We start from the raw sequence: 24368 nt of genomic DNA, 5'->3' as shown, positions 1-24368 counted from the left end.
TACCCACATCTCAACACCGCCTTACTTCAAACGACGGCTGCGCTTCTTTTCCGTCGGTTTGACGTGAGTAGGCTTCAACGCCTCTCCAAGCTGTTCAAGGTCGGCTGGCAATTTACTGCTAAACTTAAGCTTTTTGCCCGAAATCGGATGCTCGAACTCGAGTTCAGCGGCGTGAAGCGCCTGTCGCGTCAGGCTTGATGCCACGTCTTTCGCCTTGCCGGAAAGCGCCCCAAGGCGCGTCTTGAATCCGGTGCCGTAGGTCGGATCTCCCAGAACAGGATGGCCGATATGCGCCAGATGCACGCGGATCTGGTGCGTCCTGCCGGTTTCCAGCACGAGGCGCAGGAGCGACACGTCGCCTCCCGGCGTTTCTCCGGGGAATACGTCGATCACCTCATAATGCGTCTTGGCGCTGCGGCCGACGATGCCTCGCGTTACCGCGATTTTCATCCGGTTGGCGCGGCTTCGTCCGAGACGGGCGTCGATTGAACCGGCAGGTAGCGAAAGCTTGCCCCATACAAAAGCCAAGTAGCTGCGATGGAGCCGACCGTCGCGGCCGTGGCTCTGAAACTGTTCGGCCAAGCCCTGGTGCGCCGCGTCCGACTTGGCGACCACGAGCAGGCCCGACGTGTCCTTATCCAGCCGATGCACGATGCCGGGCCGCTTGACGCCGCCAATACCGGAGAGGCTATCGCCGCAATGGGCAATCAAAGCGTTGACCAGCGTTCCCGATGCGTGCCCGGCTGACGGGTGCACGACGAGGCCGGCTGGCTTGTCGATCACGATCAGATCGTCGTCTTCGTAGACGATGTCGAGCGGCACATCTTCGCCCTCGACGCCGGTATCTTCCGCCTGCGGCAGGGTGACTGTATAGACGGCGCCTGGTTTGACCGGTGTGCGCGGCTCCCCTATCGTCTCGCCCGCGCGGACGTGGCCATCGCGTATGAGAGACTGGACGCGGGCGCGGCTCACCCCATCAAGCTTCGAGGCGAGCCAACGATCGACCCGTTGGCCAGCATCTTCGGGGCCTGCGACAACCTCGATGAGGCTCTGTTTTTGTTCGTCGATGGGCACGGCGCTCGTAACTATCAGAAAGAAATTCTCGCGATGACTAACGATCAGCCGCAGACATCCTCGGCCGACTTGATGCGCGAACAGCGCCTCCAGCGCAATCTCAAGATCGTCGTCGGTGGACTTGCCGCGCTTATTCTTGTTGGGCTCGGAGCCGTTGCGGTGAAGGTGATTGGCCTCGCTTCGGGGGGCTCGGGCGGCGCACAAACATCGCGGACGGTCACCGTTTCGCCCGGTGCGACGCTTTCGCTGGAAATTCCAAAGGGTGCGCGGATCGTGTCTGTTTCATTGTCGGGCAACCGGCTCGCCGTCCACCATGAGGGGCCGAGCGGCCCGGGGATTGCGATCGTCGACATCGAAACAGGACAACGTGTTGCCGAAGTGAAGCCGGTGGAATCGGTGCCGCGCAATTAGCAGGTAAGGTCATAGGCTTGCCGTCTCTCTTCCCGCGCGGGCGTTCTCAAGCGCCTGTCCAGGTTGTAATTGCCACGCGCTTCTGGGCTTGATCGGCCGCGAACACTCGACTACACGTCCTTTGCGCCTGCCCCGTTCGTCTAGTGGCCCAGGACACCCGCCTCTCACGTGGGCAACAGGGGTTCGAGTCCCCTACGGGGCGCCAATTCAAGCTAAGCCATTGATTTTATAGAAGCCATTGAGAAACAAGGGCTTTCTTTACTCGACTGCTACGATTTGTTGCTACGAATCGAGCATGTCCGACATGGCCAAATATTCCTTCCTCACTCGTCGCTCCGGTTCCCAAAACTGGTATTACAAGCGCGACGTCCCGCTGGAGTTGCGTGCTCCTGGGCGACGGAAACAAGTCTGGAAATCGCTCCGAACTCCTGATCGCAGGAGCGCTGAAAAAGTCTACGCCGCAACGCATGCCGAAATTGAACTTCGCTTTGATCAATGGCGGCGGGAAGACAATCTGCCAATTGCCCCGGCCGGCACCCCGACAGACCCCAGCGCCTCGAACCCGACCGCTGCGCCTCTTACTCCGGCCCTCCTTCGAAAAATAGCCGACAGCCACTACCTCAGCATTTACGAGAATGACTTCGATTGGCGCAGCGATCTTTGGCGCAGAACCCGCGACAATGAAGAAGCGTTTTGGTCGGGCGATCTCATCAAGCATCCGGCGAACGACTGGCAGCAGCGCAATGGTCAGTCGTACAGCTATTACGCACTCCTTATGGAGGAACCGGTACTCGAGGAGGTATTCCTTTATTGCGTTTACTTCGCTCGGAAGGAGCGACTTCAAAAGCTCCGCCGTTACTACGACCTGGGTGACATTTGCGGCATCGAGGAGAGCGCTGCTGCGCTTTTGAGTTCGCAACAACTCAGCCTTAGCGACGCCGATCGCAATCGCTTACTGCGCAAGCTCCTGCAAACCGAGATTAAAGCACTCGAAGACATGACGGCGGGCAATGAGGCGACCTTTGACGGCATCGTGTCTCAAGACGTCGCTGTGGACGTGAAGGAACGAAAGCCAAAAGCCAGTCCAGCAGAAATCGCTTCGGTCCTGGCGGAGAAGTACATCGATACGATGGCAAGAGAGCGCGATTGGCCGCCCAAAACAACATTGCGCAAGCGCGCCGAAATACGAGAGTTCCTAGAGATATGTGGTGACCGGCCGATCAATTCATATGGTCAGGAAGATGGCGTAAAATTCAAAGACGTCCAGTCTGCTCTTCCAGTCTATCGCCAGAAAGCTCCATTCAAGAAGCTTTCGTTGACAGAAGCGGCCGAGAAAGCGACGGAACTTCGCAACAAAGGGCAGGATGTTGAGCTTCTGAGCCCGCTCACAATCAACGACAAGATCGGATCTGTTTCGTTGCTCTTCGAGTGGGCCAAGACGCGAACCGCAGACGTTGTAAATCCTGTTTCCGACCAGAGCATTCAACGTCGCAAGAATAGACGTCAGGGCAAGAAGGTACATCCCTGGACCATCGAGGAGCTCAATCGGATGTTTGCCGCTCCTATTTATATTGGGTGTCAGTCCGAAACCCATTGGAAGCAGCCCGGCCAATCCGTCCTTCGACGATCGGCGAAGTTCTGGGTCCCACTCATCGGCCTTTTCTCGGGCATGCGTCTGGGCGAAATCATTCAGCTGCAAATCACGGACGTCAAAGAGAAGGACGGAATCCACTACTTCGATGTCACCCCTATCGGCATTGATCCGTCCGACGAAGAAGCGGTTGATACTCACGAAGAGAAGTCGCTTAAGACCTCTTCAAGCCAGCGCGCCATCCCGATACATAAAATGCTCTTCGATCTTGGTTTTGAAGACTTCCTCGAATTTCGACGCGCGTCGGGATCGACGCGGCTCTTTCCAGAGTACGAAAAGGCCAAGGATGATGGCTCTTGGTCGAAACAGTTTTCGAAATACTTCAAGCGGTTTCGAGAATCCATTGGTGTATCGCGACGAGGCGTGCGGTTTCACAGCCTACGGCATAATGTTGAAGATGCCTTGCGCAACGCGCATATACTGAAAGAGGTGCGCGACGCCATTCAGGGGCACGGCGAGAATGGCGTATCCCGAGAATACGGCAGCGGCTATTATCTCGCGACTTTGAATGAAGCGCTTCAGAAGATCGCCTACGATGGCGTAAGCTTTCCTCCAGCGCAAAACATCGCCAATTACGCCGCGCCAACAAACGCCACACTCTAAGTTTCGTTGAAATTCAACAATCGTCTTAGGGCGAGGTCGAACAAACAGACCAGAAGAACGATCCCCAAGCGAGCATGTTTGGAAGCAAGTTTTTTGGGAAAGCCCAAAGCCTTCAGAATTTGTCACTGCAGGTGCATTGGGAGGATGTTGGTTGGCGGGTGTTAGTCACTTTCACCCAGCTCCTCAATCAAATCCGACCAAAAGATCACATCGATCTCCTCAGACCATTGCTTCCAAATAAATACTCCCCGCTTCAAGCTAAGGGACTGCAATCAATTTATTTGGCTGAGATCCCGGAGATACTTGCCGAGGTGCTGTTCGGACTGATCGGCGCAGAGGTAGATGCTATTCGTGTAGCGGGCGCAGCGATTGAGCCTGTCGCAGCCGATGATCTGGACGGTTGGGAAAAGAAGATCGAGCGCCAGATTGAAGATGAGGTGACGATTGCCGAGACCGATCGGCTTGCGTTGGTTCGGGCAAGGCGTGGACAGGGATTTTTTCGTGACCACGTGGCCCGAATAGAATCCCGGTGTCGAGTTACGGCCGTCGACACCCAACCCATCTAGTTGCAAGCCATTGCAAGCCATGGCGGGACGCCAGCAACGACGCGCGGTTGAACGGTGAGAACGGTCTCCTCCTCACTCCCGACCATCGATCACCTTTTTGACCGAGGCTTTATTGGATTTGAGGATGACGGACACCTTATCCTATTCGCCTGTTGCCCACAGGGCATCAGAGAAGTCGTTCATCACGGTAGCTTGGACGATTAAGGGCAGAGGTGCTCTTAGATCACTTTTCAAAAGCGCGGCCGATCTTCTTCCAGCGCTCCACACCGTTAATTGCCAAAAAACAAAGCGTCTAGTCGGCCGCCGTAGGATCAACTACGGATCTTATCTCGATGATCCGGTTTGCGGGAAAACCGCTAAGTTCCGCGTGCTTCCGAATTACGTCTTCATCTCTGGCGATATAAACGCAAAACGTGCTATCGCCAGCGACATACGAGTGCAGCCACTGCACATCCGGTGATAATTTCGCCAAGGCCTCGTTAGAAGTGGCCGCTGCTTGTCGAAGCTGCTCCGCGGTAGAACAGCCGACGCCGGGGATATTACGTTCAATGATAAATTTTTTCATTAGCACTTCTTAACATCATACTCGTTTGACGGAGCGCGAAAGCCGATCAACATCCGCTGGGTAAGCTCAAGTCAATCAGCCCCTAGCGTAATTGACCCAGACAGTTTTAGTCTGAAGATATTGTTCAATCCCTTCCCGACCATTATCCTTGCCGTAACCTGATTGCTTGAAGCCTCCCCAGCCGACGGCGGCATCAAATTGATTGTAAGTATTGATCCAAACCGTGCCGGCTTGAATTGCTGCGGCTGCGGCATGCGCCTTCGCAACGTCGCTTGTCCAGATTCCAGCGGCCAAACCATAGCTGGTCGTGTTTGCTCGTTTCACTAGCTCGTCGAAGGACTCAAACGTCTGAATTGCTAAAACGGGTCCGAAGATCTCATCGCTTACCACCCCATCAGTATCCTTAGCTCCGGTTAGGACGGTGGGCTCATAAAACGAGCCGGAAGCGAATGTGCCCTGACCGCGCCGTCCCCCCGTCACGACTTCTATGCCCGTATCTCTGGAGCGTTCGACGAAGCCACTGACCCGCTTAAGTTGGTCCTCGGAGATAAGCGGCCCGAGCGTCGTCTCGGTGTGAAGGCCATGACCCATCTTCAGTTTTGAGGCTTCCGAAACCACTTGATTGACTACCCGGTCGAAGGCTTTTGCTTCGACCATAAGGCGAGAGCCGGCAGAGCATACTTGACCCGCGTAGAAGAAAATGGCGCCTGCAGCAGTTACTGCGGCAGTATCGACATCGCCGTCAGCGAAAATGATGTGCGGATTTTTACCACCCAGCTCGAGAGATACACGTTTTAATGTCGCCGATGCGATACGTGCGATATGCTTGCCGACCCTTTCCGATCCGGTGAATGTAATTTTTGCGACGCCCGGATGTTCGACCAGTGCCTGACCCGTTGTTGCGCCATCTCCTGTAAGAATGTTGAGAACCCCAGGAGGAAGGCCTGCTTCAAGTGCTAACCTTCCAAGGATTAAGGCCGAGAGAGGCGTTTGTTCGGCGGGCTTGAGAATGACTGTGCATCCGGCCGCGAGCGCCGGCGCAATCTTGAAGCACGCCTGGCACAAAGGAAAATTCCACGGAACGATTGCCGCGACGACACCAACCGGCTCGCGACGCGTATAGACGAGCAACTCCGGAGAGCTCGCGGGTATCGTTTCACCTGCTAACTTTGTGCACCAACCCGCATAATAGCGAAGGGCGTTTATGGCGAGGCGCACGTCGACCGCGGCAATTTGATGTTTCGGCTTACCGCTGTCGAGACTCTCCACTTCTGAAATCCACGTCGTGTCGCGTTCGATAAGATCGGCAAGCCGCAGCAGAATCTGCGATCGGTCCATTGGCGACATTTTTTGCCAACTGCCATGAAGCGCTGAAGTAGCGGCGGTTACCGCTGCGTCAACGTCTGCCGCTTTGGCGTTCGGAACCTCTGCCAGCGCTATTTTGAGTGCAGGGTCATACGTTCTAAGAGTTTCGCCCGCAGCACTCAAAACGTCGTTTCCATCGATGAGCAATTTATGCGTCGACGAAAGAAAATCGATCGTTTTCTTCGACGCCAATTGCGTCCCATTCAGTGGTTGTTCGATCATGTTCGGAGTGGCCTCGCTACCTGCATCTGTGTAATCAAATTACGTTTCGAGTCCTCGCGGGGCATCTCTGCGAACAGAGACCAAAGCGATCCTGATTGTCTGACGTTTGTCCTTCAGAAAGCGCTTTCCTCCCGGGTCAGTCGCTTAGTGCAGCGGTCAGAATGGTAACGCCGCCGCTCGCGAACCTGCTCACGTCCGCAACGGCCGCCCTGCCTTCCTCCGATTCCAACGAAGCATCGAGATCCGCTTTTGAATCGTAGTCGAGGAAGGCGATCAGATGAGCCGGCCTCTCAGCATTGCTATTCTCAACGGCCCCGCGACTAAACGAAAACGACTGCAGGCGGGGCATCTTAGCGACGAGCTTGACATGAATGTTGTGGTAGTGGTCGTCAAAAGCGGCCGGATTGGCGGGGGGGTCATAGATGACAGTGACTCTGATCATTGTGCTACCGAGAAATTGAGAACTCTAGCTGCGTCGCTGAAAGAACTTCCGCCGACTGATCAAATCATCGCAGCGCGTTTTTCGCTGGTACGGCATATAGTTCGCGTCGGTGATAAAGGAGCGGTTGGTGGACCGTCTCTTCGATTTTGTGCACGAGGGCAGCTACAATCACGTGGTCGCCCGCGGTCAGCAACGCGTCGACTTCACATTCAAATGTCCGGCAGGCACCTTCAAGCCTCGGTCCAAATTCGGTAGGTGCCCAGTTTAATTCAGAGAATTTATCGTTCCCTTTGCCTGATAGTTTAACGGCGGCCGCTTCCTGGCCCTGAGCGAGTAGATGAATAAGGAGACGCTTGCCCTCTTGGGAGAGTGCCTTGAGGGTGGAGGAAGACCGATCAAAGCAGGCAAGCATCAAGGGTGGATCCAAAGACAATGAACAGACCGCAGAAAGTGTGGCACCGGTCGGTTCACCTAGATCATTCCAGCAGGTCACGGCCGTCACTGCGGCCGGAAATTCAGCGAGCGCCGATTTAAACTGTTGAGCATCGAGACTAGCGCTAGTTTCGTTTTCTCTATTTCTTGGGGAAGCGACTGCCGTAGCTGAGGGCATGCGCATTAAACTCCTCGGCTGATGTGATCGAGGACGACACGCCCCCGCGAAAGGACAAATTCCACCTTAACGTCGCGAATTTCGTCGACGGATCCACGGTAAGGGTCGCGATCCAACGCGATCACGTCCGCTAACTTCCCGGGCGCCAAGCTTCCCTTCGTATCCTCTTCACCGAGGGCGGCCGCAGAGTCGATCGTGTGCATTCGCAGTGCCTGATCGAGTGTAATAGCTTCATGCAAATCGATAATGGCCCCGGAGTACGCTTGGCGCTTTAAGCAGCACCAGATGCTGTGGAAGGGATTTGTTGTTTCACGTTCTCCACCAACCCAGACGTCCGAACTGCCGTTCAAGCGCCATCCTTGCGAGAGCAAAGTCTTGAACGGAAATCTGCCTTTACTTCCGATTTCGCCCAGATAATCAGGAAAATATTCGCCAAACGCGAAGATGAAGACAGGCTGGGGAACAGGAATGATACCGGCGCGCGCCCAGCTATCCATTGTTCGTGCGCGAGGCAGCCAGTTCCCCGCGTGCTCAACACGTGTTCTCGTTCGGCCGGAAGATGTGCCGCCAAGCTCAACAATGCACTCGCAAAGCCATTCCTGAGCTCTGTCTCCGTTCGCGTGCACAGACAGTTGAAGATTTGACGCCTGGCTTAATTCAAATGCCCGCCGGAAAAAATATTTGGAGAAGGCGATCTGCCCGCAACCATCGGAGCCCACATATGGACAGGTAACGGCGGCGCTTTTAGCGGAAAACCCCCCATCCGAAAATAATTTGATGCCTTGAATGCGAATTGCGGCATCGTTCGCATTCAAATTTATATGACTTTTCCAGTCGGCGGCCTGTTCAAGTTTAAGGGTCCCAGGTGCCCAGATATAGATACGGTAGCTCGCGTCGAGTTCATCTGATGCGGCGAGCGCATTGAGGGTTTCGACGCCGTCGATCGTTTCCGAGATTTCACCGATTGTCGTCACACCGAAGCGGGTGAAATACTTCGCTACGCCATTCTTCAGCACTGACCGAAGTTCACTTTTATCAACCTGAGGAAAGGATAGAAGAGCGTCCATTTCCTTTACGACCCCCGTGGGATCGCCACTCGCATTACGTTCAACAACGGGCAGACCGGTCACACTATAATCAGGAGGCACGTAGTTGCGATCGATCCCTGATACTTCCAGTGCCTTGCTATTGAGCACCGTGATGTGCCCGCCGGCCCTCAGTGCCACCGGCCGATCCCGACTGACTTTGTCGAGCTCCTCGCGAGTAGGAAGACGCCCTTCTTTCAGCTTTCGATCGAAGAACAGGTTGCCTTGGCCAACAATCCAATAGTCACTGGCCTTCGCGCCTGTCGTTAGCGCATCGCAAATATCGCCAACACTGCTGCATTCCGGAAGCCGGCAGTCAATTGTCTGATAATCGGTGCGAAAAATCACTTCGCTATGAGCGTGAACATCTACAAAACCCGGCATTATCGGACGGTCGCCAAGATCATAAATGTTCGTGTCCGGACCTCGGAACTGATCAATTTCATCGCGGCGTAGCACGCGAATTATGCGGTCGCCGCGAATGGCTAGGCCATGGGCATCCCTATCGTTGTCATGCATTGTAATGGCACGCCCGCCGACTACGATGAGGTCGGCGTAATCAGCTTCAGTGGCCATCAGATGAGTTCCCGAGTGCGCTTGAACGCGGGAATGACTTCCCGACCGATTAGTTCGATTGAGCGCATGATGTCTTCATGCGGCATCCCATCAATTCTCATGACGACTTCTTCGACCCCAAGCTCTTCGAGTAGACGTAACCTCTTGATGAATTCATCAGGTGTGCCGACCAACACCGAAGGTGTTTCGGTCAGCAGAAAGTCCATATCTGTCCGGTGGTCCAAGAGCCTCAAAATCTTCTTGTCGAGATATTCGTACGAGATCTTTTTTCCTAGCGGTGCATATAGGTCGAGGATGAAATTGAAATAGCCAAGGCTGATGTCGCGAGCCTTGTTCACCGCGTCCTGCTTTGATTGAGCGCAGAATGCCGTGATGATAAGAACGCTCAATAGATCGGTCCGCTTCGGCATCAAGCTGCGCCCGGCGGCTTCAGCAGCTCCGCTCCGATAAGCGTCGATGCATTCCCTTAGATAATCGAACCCAAAGTAGTTGTCGAAACTGATGACGCCAATTCCAATTTCCCCGGCGTTTTTGTGCGACTGGGCGCTTGAGGCCGCCACAAATATCGGAGGATTAGGAGATTGAATGCAGCGTGGCAAGATCGGCACACGAGGTATTTTCCAAACCGGCCCGTCGTGTTCGATATATTCCTTCTCGAATATCTTCGCGAGAACAGCCATCGAATCTTCCCATTGTGTTCGCGTTTGGGAAGGATCGACGCCGAAAGCTGCCAAAGTCGTCAAATTGTTTGAACGCGCGGTCGCCAATTCCGCACGTCCCTTCGACACAATGTCGAGTGTCGCCAAACGCTCCGCAACAAGGATGGGATGATTCCACTGGAGCAGCACGGAGCACATGATCCGCAGCTTTATATTTTTCGTTTGGCGCGCGATGGCGGCATAGAGAATTTCGGGGGCAGCGACGCTGAAACGGGGCGGTGTGAAATGCTGTTCGGAAGTGCCCCAGCAGTGGAAGCCCACGCGATCAGCGAGTTCAACCTCGGCAATCATCTCGTCGTAACGCTGAGCAACGGTATTGCCCGGCATTACCTCACCTTCCTGAATCAAGCCGATCTTCATTTAACCACCATTTCTCCGAATTTCGCGCAAACCTACCTTTCTCATGACCGTATAAGCCGGAAAAAAGCTTGTCAAGAACCGTTAAACAGAATTATTGGCAATCGTTGGTCCGATTTCTGGAGGATTGATCAATGAGAGCTAACGCCCACATTCCTGTTTCGGTACTGACCGGCTACCTCGGTTCCGGAAAGACCACCCTTCTCAATCGCTTGCTCGCCAATCAGCGCGGACGTCGTTATGGCGTCATCGTCAATGAGTTCGGCTCTATAGGGATTGATGGCGCCCTCATCGTCGATGCGAACGAAAATGTAATTGAGCTGAATAATGGCTGCCTTTGCTGCAGCGTCCGGGGAGACCTTTTGGGTGCGTTAGAAACGGTAGTCGCTAGGGTTGACGGAGTGGACGAAATCTTGATCGAAACGACCGGGCTCGCTGATCCCGCCCCGATCGCAGCTACGTTCCTTTTGGATGACGATATTTTCGACCGCGTGAAACTAAAGGCCATCATCACCTTGATCGACGTGCCGCTGGTGAACGATCAAATCGGCGAGGATCCCGTTGTGGAAAGCCAGATTGCGTTGGGTGATATTGTTTTGTTGAATAAGTGCGACGTTGCAAGCGGCGAGCAACTGCAATCCGCCGAGGCGCTGGTAAAAAGCATCAATCGGATCTCGCCAGTCCTCAGAACGGACCGTGATGTTGTCGACGTTGTGGATTTACTTGCAATTCCGGTCGATCAACATGCTCGGCTTTCTTTCGTTAACAGACCAACCAGACCGCCGCGGCACGATGTGGTCAGCGTTTCATTGACGGCGCAGGAGCCGGTTGATGCCGAACTTTTTGCGGAATGGATTTCCAATGTCATCCGCCGCAACGGGCGGGACATCCTGCGATGCAAAGGCATCGTTGCCTTCGCAGGAGAAGATCGTCGATTCATATTTCAAGGCGTACAAACAATCTTGGAGGGGGATGTCCGCGAGCCTTGGGCTGAGGGGAAGCTCCGTGAGAGCCGGTTGGTGTTCATCGGTCGCCGACTGGACACAGCCGCACTGAGAGCCGGCTTTGAAACCTGCCTAGTGCGGGCCATACGATAGATGGAACCTCGTTGAGCAAATCTTTCACGACGTTCAATCAACAAGCGTTGCGAAAGCAGGTCTAAGTTCGTGCCGCGCTTTTCCGCGAGTGGTCGACCGTCACAAGCCTAGAGCTGACGAGCGCCGGCGACTCCAAGTTTGGATCATGCGGTCGGAAATGAGCGCGACCAGGGCGATGGAAAGTCCCGCAACCATGCCGAGGCCAACGTTCGCTTTGGAAAGCGCCACATAGAGGTCTTGGGCAAGACCCTGCGCTCCAACCATGGCCGCGATAGATAGCATGCCCAAAGAAGCGAGAATTGTCTGGTTAAGTCCCAGCATGATAACAGGCCAAGCGATCGGAAGTTCGACATGGAACAATTGCTGCGTACCGCTGCAACCCATTTGCCGCGCAGCTTCAACGATTTCGGGTGGGACGCTTCGAATGCCATGCTCGAAATACCGTATGGGCATAACGATGGCATAGAGGACGATGGCAATAAGTGCTGTGAATTCGCCAACCTGAAACAGCATGAGAGCAGGTATCAGCAGCACGAACTGTGGCATAGTTTGCAAGGTGTCGAGCATCGGACGCAGATAAAAGGATACGCGATCGCTCTTACCAGCCAATATGCCGATCGCCCCCCCACACAGGCACGACAAGATTACGGCCACCGTGCAAAGATAAAGCGACTGCATTGTGCTGCTCCAGGCGCCGCTCGCCGCAATAAACAACAAGGCCAGCAGAACGAAGGCTGCCAACCTTAATCCGCCTATTGTGAGTGCGAGCATAGTCACGACCAGAATAAATGCCGGCCAAGCGACTCCGGTAGTTCCAAAGTAGAGGAGCCATGCGAGAAAAAGCACCGAAAGACAGATGCCCAAGCGACGGAATAGGAGCCAAGAAAGAAAAGCAAGAATGACTGAGACCGCCCAATAGCCAATCATCAGTTCTGGAGTAAAGGTAATGCCCCAGGTGAATGGACTGATGGCCTGAACTAAACCCACGCGGAGTGGAAGGAGCACGAAGAACAATACTGCGTTCTTAAGGGTCGCTAGGTATTCACCAAAGTTTGCAATGAACGCTCTTAGCGCCGCGTTGAGTCCTTCGGAGGGATTATAGTGCCAGGCTGCAGGAAATCTGTCCAACTCGGGAAAGATCTGCGCTGCGAGAAAAGCGAATGCAAGGCCAGCGAGGAAAACTGCCAGGAACTGTTTGCGGGTGAAACTGTGTTGCTTGCCGCAAGCGAATCCCGTCGTTATCCGATCCATCATGATCGCAAGCAACGCGATCACCCCGCCGCAAAGCAAGCTTTCCCCAAATTGGGCTTTACGCATCGTGGTCAGCACTTGCCATCCGATATCGTCGGAGCCGCCAATCACGGCAGCGATAATCACCATCGCAAAGATGGCCATGACGGCTTGGTTGACGCCGACCAGGATCTGGCCCAGCGCGGCGCGAACTTCGACGTGCCAAAAGAGCTGCGATCGAGTACATCCGCTCATTTCGCCCGCTTCTCGAAGGGAGGCGGGGACACGTTTCAATCCAAGTAAGGTGTTCTGGGCCATCGGCCCGATGGCATAAATCGCACTGGCGATGATGCCGACGACTGGCCCGAATCCGAACAGAAGCAGAATGGGGATGAGATATGAAAAGGTCGGAACCGTCTGCATGAGATCAAGTGTCGTCATGACAAATGGGCGGCCCCAGACAAAAACGTACCCCATGACCCCGAATGCGAACCCGATTGTCACTGCAATCGGGACGCCGATTAACACGGACGCGACCGTATTCATCGTATGCGTCCAGTACCCGAGCACGATGATGTAGGCTACACTTCCCGAGGTGATCAAAGCGAGGCGGTGTCCTCCAGCTCTGAACGCGATTAAGGTGATCGCTACGGCGATCACGGACCAAGGCAATTTGGCGAGAGCAGCCTGAAGAAAGGACAACGGCAGCGCAATAAGTGCGGCGATAGCGCGGAAAATCCACTGAATATGCGGAAGGATGCCGCCGAACGCCTGATTGATCCAGTCGGCAGTGCGGAGAGTCCAGGCCACCGGAATGACGTGGACTGCTTGAACGTTGCGCCCGGCTGTCTCGCACCAAACGGCGAACAGCAGAACTGCAAGCCAACCAATTGCGCGAGTGTTTAATTCTGAGAATTGCGGTGCAACGCGAGTTTCGGAAATTTGAACCACGCTCAAATGCCGCCCTCTGTTCGAATCTGCGAGCTGATGCGGCTGATTGCGCGCAACAAGCCCGCTGACGTCACTTGGCCATGGAGGCCGGCATCATCCGCGATGAAAACGGTGTCTGTTTCGGAAAAACGGGCTATCAATTCTTCTGCGGACGCCGACAGGGGTGCAGGGTTACTAATGCCATTTGTGCTTTCAAGAGGCTCCAAAACGTCGGCGGCCGAGAGCACCTTGGTGAGCGGTACTTCAGAAGCAAATTTGGCAACGTATTCGTCAGCGGGTGCGAGAACAATTTCGGAAGGTCGGCCAATTTGTACGATCCGCCCGTCACGCATTACGATGATCCGGTCGGCCAGTTTCAACGCTTCTGAGAAATCATGCGTAATAAAGATGATGGTCTTCTTCAGCAATTTCTGCAGCCGAAGAAATTCCTCCTGCATCTGTCTTCTAATGAGAGGATCCAGCGCAGAAAAAGGCTCGTCGAGAAACCAGAGATCTGGTCCCACCGCCAGCGAGCGGGCAATACCAACGCGTTGCTGCTGACCGCCCGAAAGCTCTCGCGGGAAGGCGGTTTCCCTCCCCTGAAGTCCGACAAGCCCAATCATTTCGCGAGCACGGTTCTCGCGTTCAACTTTTGAGACCCCCTGAATGCGAAGAGGAAAAGCAACATTCTCGAGCACATTGAAATGCGGAAGTAATCCGAAGGACTGGAATACCATACCCATCTTGTGACGCCGTATCTCAATGAGTTCCCGGTGCGAGAGTTTCAGCAGGTCGAGGCCGTCGAAGGTGACTTCGCCGGCGCTCGGCTCGACTAGTCGGGAAAGGCACCTTATCAAAGTAGATTTTCCAGATCCCGACAGGCCCATGATCACAAGGATCTCGCCTTCGGCGACCTCGAAGCTCGCATCGGCGACCGCCACAAGGTGGCCGCTGGCCTTCAGCGCGTGAAGTGCCTCGCTGGCGTCCCCCGTTTCATGAAGTGTACGACGCAGTTGGCTCGTCGCCTCGCTGCCGAATGTCTTCCAAAGATTGCGACATCGAATTTTGGTATGGACTGTTGTCCCACGCGCACTCATGGCGAGCCTCCGGTTTTATCTTCGCCGACTGGGATTGCGCTGTTATTTCGCGGCGGCAAGCCACTTTGCTAAGATATCAGGATGGCCATCGAGCCACTTGTTGGCGGCTTCTTCAATCGGGATCTTTTTCTCTTCGACTTCGAGCGACAGCGCATCTTGCTGCTCAGCCGAAATCGAAAACTCCTTCAGGACCCGATACGCTCCGGGCCATTTATCTTTCATGCCCACCCAGCCCAGCTTCTTTACCCAGCCGTTGGGCCATCCGCAGTCATGCGTAGCATCAGGATTCGGTCCCCACTTCGGATCCGTGTAGCATTCGGGTCTGCTTTCAGGCAGCTTCACCATTTTGGGATGGAACTTCGCTAAGAGCCAATGCGGGCTGCACAGCATCATGAGAATTGGCTTATGTGCTGCGACAGCAGCCGCGAATTCAGCTGCTGCCGCTCCGTCCGATCCCGGCGGAACCACTTTGAAATTTAAACCGAGCGCGGCGACGCGCTTGTCATTGTCAGGTCCGTAATCGGCAGGGTAATCAAGTAGCCGGCCCTGCGGGAACGTTTCGGCGGTTGCAAGCTTCTGAGCGCAGTCGTTCAGTGCCTTGTAATCAGGAAGTCCGGGGCATACCTCTTCCAGGTACGCCGGATAAATCCAGCCTTCCTTCGACATAAAGCCGGTGCTGCCCAGATCTTCGGCCTTGCCGCTCGCGATCGCCCTGTCGAAATTGCCTTGGATGGTATGCTCCCAAAGCTCCAACGTCGCGGTGATGTCTCCGTCCATCACGCCTTCGATCTGAGGAAGATAGCCCGCAGTCAGATATTCAACTTTGTAACCGAGCCGCTTGAGCGTCTCGCCTGCCAGATACGTCGTGACGTGCTGGCCCTGCCATTCGTTGATGGCAAGCTTGATGGGATCCTGCGACTCAGCGCCCGCCCGAGCCGGTGAATTGCAGAGGAGGGCAGCTCCCATAAAGAGGAGACAGGTCGCTGTGCGCTTAGCTTGATGAGACATGCTTGTTCTTCCCCTTGGGACGCCGAGGGCGTCTGATATCCGTTAAGGATCGCCGATGCTAAAGATTTCCAGATTTAGCGGATTTTCCGGTATTTGTGACTGTATTTTTGTGGAGCAGTCCATGTCAATAGATTTTAACGTGGGTTTTCTCGTTAATTTCGACCGGTTTCGACCCGGCTTGCAAAGCTTACAGACGTCCGCCTAATGTCCGCGGTGCGGGACAGACAGGGCGCAGAAATGAATTCAAGACCTTCTAAGCGTGACTTCGCGGCGGGAAGTGACCCGTTGCGACAATGGCCCTTGTCCGATCTCGATCGACAGATCATCACGCACTTGCAGGAGGACGGACGTCGGGCTTTCGTAACCATCGCCCGTGCCGTTGGTGTAACGGAAAAGACCGTGCGCACGCGCGTTCGTCAGTTGCTCGGATCCAACATCATTCGAATCGTCGCTCTCACTATGCCGAGCGCAATCGGGTACAACGCTGGAGCATTAGTCGCGATAAACGTCGAAAGCTCAGCGCAAATCACAGACGTTGCTAGGGCGCTGGCGGGCGTCGATGACGTGGATTACGTCGTGTCAACATCGGGCCGGTACGATATTCTGGCCGAACTCGTCTCACCCAGCAGGCAAACGTTACTCGAGACCTTCCATACGAAAGTCCGGGGAATCGACGGCATCGCACGCGTCGAACTTTTCCCCTATTTCAGCTTTTACTATCAGCAAGCAGCTTTTTTTACCCAGCCTAAGGCTGCGAAGGGGCTCTCAAGCGCGCACGGCGAACAGCTTGATCTTCTCGATAGATCAATCGCCGTTGAACTCAGCCATAACGGCCGCGCACCGCTAAAGAATGTGGCGCAAAACGTGGGGATGTCGGAGACGCAGGTCAGAGCGCGGATACAAAACATGGCGTCGGCCGGCACTATGACGATCATGGCCATCGTCAATCCAATGAACCTACCAAACAGCGCTATGGCTTGGTTAGCGATAAAGGCGAATGGCAATAGCAGCCTTCGATCCTTGGCTCGTGATATGGCCGAGATTCCGTACATCAGCTACGTGGTCATCTGTGCCGGACGGTTTGATATCTTTGCTGAAATCGTCTGTCCCTCTACCGAAGCGTTGTTAGCCACTATCGACAATAAGGTTCGCGACAATCCCAACGTCCGTAGTGTCGAGGCTAACTTCTGTTTCGATCTCCATTATAAACCGGTCATCCCCATGAACGGTTACGGTACAGATCGTTCGACGGGCACTGTAGAGCTCCCCGACGACCTCGATGACGTTCAGCACGAACAAGATAATTCGTGCGAATGAAAATGGGCTTTACCGTTCTATAGCGGCCCCATAGCATCGGTGTCTTTCGCAGCGAAGTTATCCGTGCGCGCCTCTTTCTCTTAGCTGATATCAACCGCTTCTTCGTCGAAGGGATCAATACCGATAGGGGTGACGTCGAAGTAGCGGATCCCGTCCTTCTCTTTGTCTCTTTCCACATTTTGAAAAGGCAAGGACGAGGCTTTTGGTCAAACAGTTTTCGACATACTTCGAGCGGTTTTGGGAAATTTCAAGCGGCGCGGAGTGAGGTTTCACAGCCTACGGCATAACGTCGAAGATGCACCGGGCTGCATCCAGAAATTGTTGTGTGCCGCTAATTGCAGGTGCGACTTTCGCCCAGGCGGCGGGGGAGCGGTCAAGCGAACGAGGTTTTGAAAGGCATTAAGATTGCCTGCATTGAGTAGAGATTTCTCGCCGTACGGAACACTCTCACAAGCTGCCTTGAGGTGCGGCGCTTCAAATTTTCGGCTGCCGAGATGCAAAGCGCCATGCACGACCTTGGCGCGCTCGGTACAATATGTCTTGAAGGTCTTGTCGCGTTCCTTGGACAACTTTTCAGCGGCCTTCTTTGCATCTTCGCAGAGGCAACGATGATCAGCCGCCAGCAGTTGCTCGGCAACGTCAGCTTGCTCCTTGCTGATATAGAAGATGGACTTAGCGACGCCCTTCTCCCATTGCAGATGCTCGGCAATAAAATCGGCATTGAACACGCAGACTGACTTCTCAAGCCCAGAGAGTTCTTTGCTTGGGTAGATGGTTGCATCTTCCATCTCGACTTCGAAGGCGCATCCTTCGGGGAGCAGAGCACTTGTGTGACCCGATTGCAGCGAGGTAAAGATGCGCGACAACATGCTCTTTCCCGAACCGTTGAAGCCGTAGACGAGATTAGAGCGACGGAAGACCGGAACAACGTCCTTTGCGGCCTTGTCGGCGAGAATGCCGACGCCCGTCATGGAGCGGACGCATTTGATGCCGCCAACCTTCTGCTTCGAATCTTTCCTAGCGGTTGCGCGTTTGCGTTGGGCTCCCGCTTGTACGGCGCGAGGCTGCTCACCTAAGCCAGGTTTGCCCAAGGCTTTATCCTGAGCAGAAGGAGGCTTTAGAGTTCAACTGAATCGCCATGGGCCGCTCTTTGAAATGCTTCAACGGTAGGTGGACACCCGTTCTTACTGCTAAGCTGCGATTTTTACGCCCGAAGGTGACTTAGCATCTCGCTTTGCGATCGCGACGCGGCCGACAAAAGTCTTTCGTTCCAAAAGAGCATGCCCGCGTGTTGTGTCTTTAAGCCAAGGAAAGATTTGACCTCGGCGCAAATGACTATGTGTTTGCCGTCCGGGGAAGTTTCCGCAGCGATAATCTGACACCTACCTGACGAAACGGCTTTATATCTTTGTTTGGAAGTGCTGCCCCCCGCCACCCATTTCCCACCCAATTAATTTCCAATATGAGCCGGAGATTGGCGCGCCGCGAAGGCTATGACAAGTGGCCGGAGCCTACCCTAAATGGGGTTGTCCTATTTCTTGTGGTGTTTTTAGCACAGACTCGACCGTCCGCCCCCATTTTGAAGAACCAGAGTAGGCAATTTTTATGCCCACCCCCATCCCCTCGGCTTGGGTCCCATAACCGGGGCGGCAAGTACCCCCCGGGGGTGCCGGTCCTCGAGCGGGACGACGTAATGAGGGATTGCGCGATTTTTTTTTTGCTACGAACCAGTCGTTCGCGTTGACAGTTCGAATTTCAAATCAAGAATTTTGCTGATTGCGAAGTCGCACATCGGCATGGCGGCGAGCCACGGCCTAACACGCCACCGAGACGCGCTCAGTAGCAAGAGACGACGAGTTGCTCGGTAGCGGCAAGCCGATGCGTAATGGCGTTTGCTGTCGCGACGTGATGCAGGCTCGGTCCTCACCTTGCTAGGCGACGAGATCGATATTCACGCTCCATCGAAGAGCACCAGCGACGGCCGCACACCATAGCTTTTCGCATTGAGCTTCGATTCACCAATTGAGACAATTCCGTCAGCGTTTGATCTACTCAAAGCGGCTTGGCGCACCATGTGATTACTTATGAAAATCGATATTTGCGTGAGTGATCCGATGCCGACACCGAATTCGTCCCAACCCGAAACAGTCGCGAATGGCGCCCTCGCCATGGCACTGCAGAAGGCGCTCCCCTTCTCACAAGCGGCGCAATCGGACGGCACGCGCCGCGTCTACGCTGAGGCCTTCGCGCAGTGGGCGGCCTGGTGTGATCTCCACCACACCTCGGCCCTGCCGGCGGCGCCCGAGGCCGTCGCCGCGTACCTGGCGTCGTTGGCACGCGCCGGCAAATCGGTCTCGGCGATCAACGTCGCCCTCTCAGCCATCCAGTCGCACCACCGCGCTTGCGGACATGCGCTGGACCGCAAACATCATGCGATCGCCGACATCGTCGCCGGCATCGCCCGCACCTGCGAACGGCCGCGCGAGCGCGCCGCCGCCCTTGATATGGGGAGCTTGCGCCGGCTCATAGCCTCCCTGTCAGGAGATGACCTCCGGTCGTTGCGCGATCGGGCCCTGATCCTGATCGCCTTCTTCGCGGCGCTCAGGCGCTCAGAGATTGCCAGCCTCGACCTCACCGGCCGCTCGCCGATCGCTCTCTCAGATCGCGGCCTCGTGTTGCATCTAACTTCGACCAAGGCGTCGCGGAGAACTGAAACCGTCGCCCTCCCCCGCCGCAGCGATGAGCTCTGCCCGGTGGCTGCGCTCGAGACGTATCTGGCCAACGCGGCTTTGACCTCCGGGCCACTGTTCCGCGCCATCAGCAAGGCCGGGCGCCCGCTCGAGCGCCGCCTCGATCCGACCAGCGTCCGTCACATCCTCGCCCAGCGCCTGTCGATGGCGGGTCTCGAGACCGCGCGCTACTCACCGCATTCGCTGCGCGCCGGCTTCATCACCGCGGCGGCGGCGGCCAACGTTCCCGAGCACCTCATTCAACGGACGAGCCGCCACAAGTCTGTCGACGTGCTCAGATCCTACATTCGCGCTGCTGACGCCTTCGACGACAACGCCGCGCGCTTCGTCTAGTCGGCGCCGCGCACATTGTTTGAGGACGTGCGCATCCCCATCTTTAAGCCATGGAGGAACATGCGACGCCAGGATCTGTGGAAGCGGACGTTGATGCCGAGACGGCGCAGCGGGATGCGATGCTGCGCGCTATTGGTGTCGATCCCACCGTCATCCGCTGGCCCGACCCAGTCTGCACCCATGAGCCTGAGCCCATGGCGGCGGCGCCATCAGGTCAAGCGCTCAGTGATCCTGAATGGGATCTGATTGCGCCGCATCTCTCCGCCGAGCCGTCACAGGCCCACGCCATGTGCAATCGCGCCTTCCTCGACGCCGTCCTCGTTGCCATGGCGCGGGGGGCGTGGACGGACCCGCGCCACCGCGGCCCGTCTTCCGATGCGGTGCGGCGGCGCTTTGGACGCTGGGCCGCGCAAGGCGTCTGGCAACGGCTGGCGGCCGCAAACCTGGCGCTCGCCCCCGCCCGCAAGGCGGCGTTGCTCGCCCTTGCCCAGCGCGCCGGCGCGCGTCGCCGCTAAGGCAATATCTGACACTGTCCGTCCGTCCAGGACGCGCGCCGGCACTGAGTTTTCACGCTTGTTTCCCCTCGCGGCGCGCATCTGCAGAGCGCACGAAAAAGAAAGCAAGAGCAAGTCAATTCAGGTACTTAGCCTCATGCGAGGTCGGCGAGGCCTGATGCATGGCTGACGTAGTTTGTTGCTGAACTTCTTTTTCCTCCAAAATGAAGATTAGGTCTCGCAGGCCTCGCCACGAACTTAACTGTGTGAATTAACTATATTTTTCTGCCCGCAGTGCGCCTCGCCCTCCGCCGGTTTGCGAGGGGTGAAAGGGTGATTTGTCCCATCCTGCGCATAAAATTAAGCATTTGGCGGGTCTTCCGCGCCAGCCTATGGGCCCGTTTTTAGCCCGCTGAGCCGCGATTTTTGCCCGCCAAATGGTTAATCATGATCCCACCGCACGTGCCGCTTCACTGTTGTCGTTGGCCGGGTCTTTCGTTTGCACCAACCGCTGCGCGTGGAGGACGGCGGCTTTGAAGGCCTTGAAATTGGGGGGCTCTCCCGGCCCTGTTTCGAACTTTTCACACCAGGCGACCACGGCACCGACGAGATCTTGAATTTCTTCAATGGGAGAAAGGGGCTCGTCACCGCTGACCAGAAACTGCACGTCAATTTTGCGCTTGTCCGCGAAGTTGGCGCGAGCTGCGCTAAGCGGGAGAAAACGATAGGCCGCCTTCTGCTCGCGATCGCGGTGAGCATTGCGTGAGGCGTCGACAACCCCCAAATCCATCAGTGTACGCGTGATATCAGCAGCGGAAGCCTCCTTGGCACCGTACCGCTTGAACGCGTGATTGAGCACCGAACGGACAAGATCTTTATCAACCCAGGTCGGTCCATTCAAATTAAGCGGTTTGCGAAGTTCGACGTCACCTTTGTTGGTATCGAGGAGCGCTACCTCCCCTTCGATCAGGATATCGGCAATTGCGCGATCTTGCGACGTCAACATCTCCAGAACCATCTTGGCACGATGTTCGGTGTGCGGTGGCTTTCTGATATTGAAATTTGAAATGTCACGCTGCATCAACTCATCGATCATCGCCGCCAGCCCGCCCTCATGATAGAGTTGCTGGCGAATGGCGCTGAAATAGGCGTGATCGCTGGCGCGGCTATTATCGACGTGCAGGACGAAATAGCGTTCTTCGTCGAAGGTGATTGGAACCGGCGTCGATGAATTCGAATTGAACCACCAACGCCCGAACGATGGCACTTCATAAGGCGTTTTGAACTTCAGTTCGACAGTCTCAGTTGGATCGGTAATCTTTGACTTGAGCGGACCTTCTTCGCGCGGATCACGAGCGAACACCGCCTCTTCGATTTGATTGAACATCATCGGTTGCGCTGAGCCGGCGAAGCGCCCGACAACGTGTTCTTTTTGCGCGAACATACGTGAAAGCTCCCCGCCCAGCGCCTCACGAATGGCGTCGGCGACGGTGCCTTTGCCGGTGCGCTTGTCGCCCCAGCAGACGATGGCAACGCCGGGCTTTTCCCACGGTTTTTGGAACAGATGCGCTAGCCAGTTCAAAACATATTCGTAGCAGGTCTCGTCGCCCCGGCAGAGGACTGTCCTGATGTGTTCCTTGAGAAGCGACCAGTCTCCGGGCGCACCCATCTGTCCGAAGCCCGACCATAGATTGAAGACCATGCTCAAATCCATTTGCCGCCCGTGCTTGTCACGATCGCAAGGAGCGAAGGTGACGCCTCGATAGAGTGCACGCGCAGGGTCCTCCAGCCAAATGAGTGAGCGCGGCTTTTCACGCAGTTTGCCTCCAACATTCACAATCTCGGTTTCTGCCCCGATCTTCACCTTGAATTCCTCGCGGGTGTAAGCCACGCGCGTTTCATTCTCGAAGACGACAATCTGGCCAGCATTTTCGACCAGCGAATAGCGCTTGTTGAGGCGCAACGTGATGAGAAGACGGTCGTGGCTTTCCTGAACCACCTCTTCAAAGGCGGAAATATTGGGCGTAGAGAGCAAGCGCGGCGAAATCTCACGCGTAATATCGCAATCGCAAAGCTGATTAGCGAAATCCTTGATCTCGGCTTTTGAGATCTGATGCGGTTTGATGTCAGCGTCGCCGATAAGAGCGACGACGTAGTCATCTACTGGATAAGCGTAGCCGGTCTCCTTCTCAACAATCGGCTTATATCCGAGCAAAGTCGCGTCCCGCACTTTGATTTCATCACCCTCGACCAGGGGGTCCGGGATAATCAACGCGTTGTCATCCTCACGCCCTGCAATTCCCGTGGCAACGAGGAGCGATTTGAGTTTCAGCCGGCTATACTTGGTCCCCTCTCGCTTCCTAATGGCCCGGCGAAGGCGCGCCGACAGCGAAGCGATATCGCGTCCCGTCTTGCCCTTGACCTGTGAGAGGAAAAAGGCGTGTGAGGAGGCGGGCCAGCCGGCAATCTCCGCGATGGCGGCATCAACTTCTTCTGTGGTGCTCGAGGTGGTGAGAGACTCGATCCGCAAAACTAATCTCCTAAATTAAAGTCCGACAAGGCTGAGATTGAAATCCGATTGGTCCTGGCCGAGGTAGAACTTTGGATCGCTCATCCGTGCGAGGTAGACGAGCGTGCCGAGCCCGACGCGCGATGCGCTATTTGAAGGCGAGCCAAAGGACTCCCATTTTCGCTCTAGCGCATCCTCGTCGTATTTGTCGGGGACGGTGGCCGACCAGTCGTGCGCCAGCCGTAATCCCTCGTCTGACCCATCCGTTTCATTGAAAATGACGATGAGGCAGCGGATCCACGTCTCGTAATCGTCGGCCGGAATTCGCTTCAGACACTCTGCGAGCTGACGGATCTTGTGGTCGTGCGGGATATCGGCGAATTTTTCGCGCCGCGCTGCGATCTCGAGGCGGCGCGCCTCAATTTCCTTCGATACGTCCTGCCATGCCGGCTGCCAGCTCCAGAGCTGGCCATCGAATATTATGATCTCATGATCAAGCGTCGAGCCGGTTGGCTTGGCCGGGAGGTAGATTGGCTGGCATGGATTGCGGCAGCTAAGATCGATGATGTCGAGGACCTCCGGCCCGAAGAGTTCGATCGCCGCTTTCTCATAGAGCGCTTTATAACCATCAATTCCAACAGCCCCCTCACCTACAAGGGGCATTGTCTTGTCGAGGAAAAGGATCACCCGCAGCTTCTCGAGCGGGTCGTGCAAGACCACGTAATGGCCTCCCCAAGCGACATGTATGGCGAAGTTTTCCGGGCTGAGATCGAAAAGGATATTCTGCAGATGACCGAGTTTGTTGGCCTGAAGGTACCTCGTCATCGCTTCTCGGGTCGGCGGAAACGGCAGCCCATGCTTTGCCGCGAAGACCTGATAGCGCTCTGCGCTGACCTTGGTGCTGATTTTGCCATGGGAATAAGTCGTATAAACGAGCGCCGTATGGCCAGATGTCGCCAGACGCGCTTTGAGTGCAGAGAGGCTGATGGCACCGTCGCAATCAAAAGCCAGCGCCTCCATCGACTGCATGTTCAAATTGGAACGGGCGCCTTTGCAGTCGCCCCAGATCAGCGCATTTTCGTCTTTGTCGCTTTGCTCGAGATGCCCTGGGCACAAGTTCTTGACGATCCCCGCCAATGGAACGTCTCGCAGTGGCAGAAATTCCTTAGCCGAACGGGAAGCAAGATAGGACAGGGAGCCGATACGCGCGTTCAATGAGGCAAGCGAGGGAATTGTGTGGCAGTCACGGATTTGCGCCAGCACTTCGGGCGGCGCTTTCCCTTCTTTCGTAAACGGCGCACGCTCTTTCTTTTGATTCATTTCAGACACGACTCGACCTTTGACCAAAAAGCATTTC

At 55.6% G+C, this 24368-nt stretch carries 20 protein-coding genes and 1 tRNA gene; 8 read left to right on the top strand and 13 right to left on the bottom strand.

The features are described 5' to 3' along the window. Window positions 1-21: 21 nt before the first annotated feature. A complete protein-coding gene (locus K2Q04_RS03110) occupies window positions 22-1068 on the bottom strand; it encodes an RluA family pseudouridine synthase (RefSeq protein WP_291159125.1) in 1047 nt (348 codons plus the stop codon). Window positions 1069-1107: 39 nt separating this feature from the next. Here K2Q04_RS03110 and K2Q04_RS03105 point away from each other — a divergent pair, with 39 nt between their 5' ends. The 4 genes from K2Q04_RS03105 (at window position 1108) to K2Q04_RS03090 (ending at window position 4305) form a co-directional block, all read left to right on the top strand. After that, a complete protein-coding gene (locus K2Q04_RS03105) occupies window positions 1108-1485 on the top strand; it encodes a hypothetical protein (RefSeq protein WP_291159068.1) in 378 nt (125 codons plus the stop codon). Window positions 1486-1614: 129 nt separating this feature from the next. Beyond that, window positions 1615-1690 (top strand) — tRNA-Glu (locus tag K2Q04_RS03100). A gap of 99 nt (window positions 1691-1789) precedes the next feature. Further along, window positions 1790-3739, top strand: a complete 1950-nt coding sequence (locus K2Q04_RS03095; protein ID WP_291159067.1) for a site-specific integrase — start codon at window positions 1790-1792, stop codon at window positions 3737-3739. Between the two features lie 74 nt (window positions 3740-3813). After that, window positions 3814-4305 (top strand): hypothetical protein, encoded by a 492-nt coding sequence (locus tag K2Q04_RS03090; protein WP_291159066.1) that lies wholly within the window; start codon window positions 3814-3816, stop codon window positions 4303-4305. A 292-nt stretch (window positions 4306-4597) separates the two neighbouring features. On the opposite strand, the gene K2Q04_RS03085 is transcribed toward K2Q04_RS03090, so the two are convergent. The 6 genes from K2Q04_RS03085 to K2Q04_RS03060 all read right to left on the bottom strand — a co-directional run bounded on the left by K2Q04_RS03085 (window position 4598) and on the right by K2Q04_RS03060 (window position 10249). After that, window positions 4598-4870 (bottom strand): DUF4242 domain-containing protein, encoded by a 273-nt coding sequence (locus K2Q04_RS03085; protein WP_291159064.1) that lies wholly within the window; start codon window positions 4868-4870, stop codon window positions 4598-4600. Between the two features lie 75 nt (window positions 4871-4945). Next, window positions 4946-6457, bottom strand: coding sequence for an aldehyde dehydrogenase family protein (locus tag K2Q04_RS03080; protein ID WP_291159062.1), 1512 nt, complete (start codon window positions 6455-6457; stop codon window positions 4946-4948). Between the two features lie 136 nt (window positions 6458-6593). Beyond that, window positions 6594-6899: an EthD family reductase gene (locus tag K2Q04_RS03075; RefSeq protein ID WP_291159060.1), complete on the bottom strand. Its 306-nt coding sequence runs from the start codon at window positions 6897-6899 to the stop codon at window positions 6594-6596. A gap of 64 nt (window positions 6900-6963) precedes the next feature. Beyond that, entirely contained in the window at window positions 6964-7515 is a 552-nt protein-coding gene (locus tag K2Q04_RS03070) for a flavin reductase family protein (RefSeq protein ID WP_291159058.1), read from the bottom strand. After that, window positions 7515-9170: an amidohydrolase family protein gene (locus K2Q04_RS03065; RefSeq protein ID WP_291159056.1), complete on the bottom strand. Its 1656-nt coding sequence runs from the start codon at window positions 9168-9170 to the stop codon at window positions 7515-7517. Before K2Q04_RS03065 ends, K2Q04_RS03070 begins: the two co-directional genes overlap by 1 nt. Next, complete coding sequence (locus tag K2Q04_RS03060; protein ID WP_291159054.1) at window positions 9170-10249, bottom strand: LLM class flavin-dependent oxidoreductase; 1080 nt, start codon at window positions 10247-10249, stop codon at window positions 9170-9172. Before K2Q04_RS03060 ends, K2Q04_RS03065 begins: the two co-directional genes overlap by 1 nt. Window positions 10250-10380: 131 nt before the next feature. On the opposite strand from K2Q04_RS03060, the gene K2Q04_RS03055 reads away from it, so the two are divergent. Beyond that, window positions 10381-11343 carry a GTP-binding protein gene (locus K2Q04_RS03055; protein ID WP_291159051.1) on the top strand — a complete coding sequence of 321 codons (963 nt, stop codon included), beginning with the start codon at window positions 10381-10383 and terminating at the stop codon, window positions 11341-11343. A 99-nt stretch (window positions 11344-11442) separates the two neighbouring features. On the opposite strand, the gene K2Q04_RS03050 is transcribed toward K2Q04_RS03055, so the two are convergent. The 3 genes from K2Q04_RS03050 to K2Q04_RS03040 are packed head-to-tail and all read right to left on the bottom strand — an operon-like array spanning window position 11443 to window position 15608. Further along, a complete protein-coding gene (locus K2Q04_RS03050; protein WP_291159124.1) occupies window positions 11443-13524 on the bottom strand; it encodes a proline/glycine betaine ABC transporter permease in 2082 nt (693 codons plus the stop codon). 2 nt (window positions 13525-13526) lie between these two features. Beyond that, window positions 13527-14600: a glycine betaine/L-proline ABC transporter ATP-binding protein gene (locus tag K2Q04_RS03045; RefSeq protein WP_291159048.1), complete on the bottom strand. Its 1074-nt coding sequence runs from the start codon at window positions 14598-14600 to the stop codon at window positions 13527-13529. 42 nt (window positions 14601-14642) lie between these two features. Next, window positions 14643-15608: an ABC transporter substrate-binding protein gene (locus tag K2Q04_RS03040; protein WP_291159045.1), complete on the bottom strand. Its 966-nt coding sequence runs from the start codon at window positions 15606-15608 to the stop codon at window positions 14643-14645. Window positions 15609-15908: 300 nt separating this feature from the next. Between K2Q04_RS03040 and K2Q04_RS03035 the strand changes: the two genes are divergently transcribed. Continuing rightward, on the top strand, window positions 15909-16925 hold the full coding sequence (locus K2Q04_RS03035; RefSeq protein ID WP_291159042.1) for an Lrp/AsnC family transcriptional regulator: 1017 nt from the start codon (window positions 15909-15911) through the stop codon (window positions 16923-16925). A gap of 269 nt (window positions 16926-17194) precedes the next feature. Here K2Q04_RS03035 and K2Q04_RS03030 read toward each other — a convergent pair whose 3' ends face one another. Further along, window positions 17195-17896 carry an AAA family ATPase gene (locus K2Q04_RS03030; protein WP_291159039.1) on the bottom strand — a complete coding sequence of 234 codons (702 nt, stop codon included), beginning with the start codon at window positions 17894-17896 and terminating at the stop codon, window positions 17195-17197. 1113 nt (window positions 17897-19009) lie between these two features. Between K2Q04_RS03030 and K2Q04_RS03025 the strand changes: the two genes are divergently transcribed. Both K2Q04_RS03025 and K2Q04_RS03020 read left to right on the top strand, forming a co-directional pair. After that, complete coding sequence (locus K2Q04_RS03025; protein ID WP_291159036.1) at window positions 19010-20008, top strand: tyrosine-type recombinase/integrase; 999 nt, start codon at window positions 19010-19012, stop codon at window positions 20006-20008. Window positions 20009-20085: 77 nt separating this feature from the next. After that, window positions 20086-20523, top strand: a complete 438-nt coding sequence (locus K2Q04_RS03020) for a transposase (protein WP_291159034.1) — start codon at window positions 20086-20088, stop codon at window positions 20521-20523. Between the two features lie 424 nt (window positions 20524-20947). Here K2Q04_RS03020 and K2Q04_RS03015 read toward each other — a convergent pair whose 3' ends face one another. Next, complete coding sequence (locus K2Q04_RS03015; protein ID WP_291159032.1) at window positions 20948-23032, bottom strand: primase-helicase family protein; 2085 nt, start codon at window positions 23030-23032, stop codon at window positions 20948-20950. Between the two features lie 15 nt (window positions 23033-23047). Then, window positions 23048-24331, bottom strand: coding sequence for a PriCT-2 domain-containing protein (locus K2Q04_RS03010; protein WP_291159029.1), 1284 nt, complete (start codon window positions 24329-24331; stop codon window positions 23048-23050). Window positions 24332-24368: the final 37 nt, after the last annotated feature.

It is taken from the genome of Hyphomicrobium sp. (genome assembly GCF_019753045.1).
GTDB lineage: Bacteria > Pseudomonadota > Alphaproteobacteria > Rhizobiales > Hyphomicrobiaceae > Hyphomicrobium_B.
The sequence above is the reverse complement of the archived record's forward strand: the minus strand, read 5'-3'. Positions and strand labels throughout refer to the sequence as shown.

Coding starts and splice junctions, on each gene's coding strand:
- K2Q04_RS03010 (WP_291159029.1), bottom strand. CDS start 24,331: ATGAATCAAAAGAAAGAGCGTGCGCCGTTTACGAAAGAAGGGAAAGCG.
- K2Q04_RS03090 (WP_291159066.1), top strand. CDS start 3,814: ATGTTTGGAAGCAAGTTTTTTGGGAAAGCCCAAAGCCTTCAGAATTTG.
- K2Q04_RS03070 (WP_291159058.1), bottom strand. CDS start 7,515: ATGCGCATGCCCTCAGCTACGGCAGTCGCTTCCCCAAGAAATAGAGAA.
- K2Q04_RS03055 (WP_291159051.1), top strand. CDS start 10,381: ATGAGAGCTAACGCCCACATTCCTGTTTCGGTACTGACCGGCTACCTC.
- K2Q04_RS03025 (WP_291159036.1), top strand. CDS start 19,010: ATGAAAATCGATATTTGCGTGAGTGATCCGATGCCGACACCGAATTCG.
- K2Q04_RS03060 (WP_291159054.1), bottom strand. CDS start 10,249: ATGAAGATCGGCTTGATTCAGGAAGGTGAGGTAATGCCGGGCAATACC.
- K2Q04_RS03075 (WP_291159060.1), bottom strand. CDS start 6,899: ATGATCAGAGTCACTGTCATCTATGACCCCCCCGCCAATCCGGCCGCT.
- K2Q04_RS03040 (WP_291159045.1), bottom strand. CDS start 15,608: ATGTCTCATCAAGCTAAGCGCACAGCGACCTGTCTCCTCTTTATGGGA.
- K2Q04_RS03085 (WP_291159064.1), bottom strand. CDS start 4,870: ATGAAAAAATTTATCATTGAACGTAATATCCCCGGCGTCGGCTGTTCT.
- K2Q04_RS03095 (WP_291159067.1), top strand. CDS start 1,790: ATGGCCAAATATTCCTTCCTCACTCGTCGCTCCGGTTCCCAAAACTGG.
- K2Q04_RS03080 (WP_291159062.1), bottom strand. CDS start 6,457: ATGATCGAACAACCACTGAATGGGACGCAATTGGCGTCGAAGAAAACG.
- K2Q04_RS03030 (WP_291159039.1), bottom strand. CDS start 17,896: ATGACGGGCGTCGGCATTCTCGCCGACAAGGCCGCAAAGGACGTTGTT.
- K2Q04_RS03105 (WP_291159068.1), top strand. CDS start 1,108: ATGACTAACGATCAGCCGCAGACATCCTCGGCCGACTTGATGCGCGAA.
- K2Q04_RS03065 (WP_291159056.1), bottom strand. CDS start 9,170: ATGGCCACTGAAGCTGATTACGCCGACCTCATCGTAGTCGGCGGGCGT.
- K2Q04_RS03045 (WP_291159048.1), bottom strand. CDS start 14,600: ATGAGTGCGCGTGGGACAACAGTCCATACCAAAATTCGATGTCGCAAT.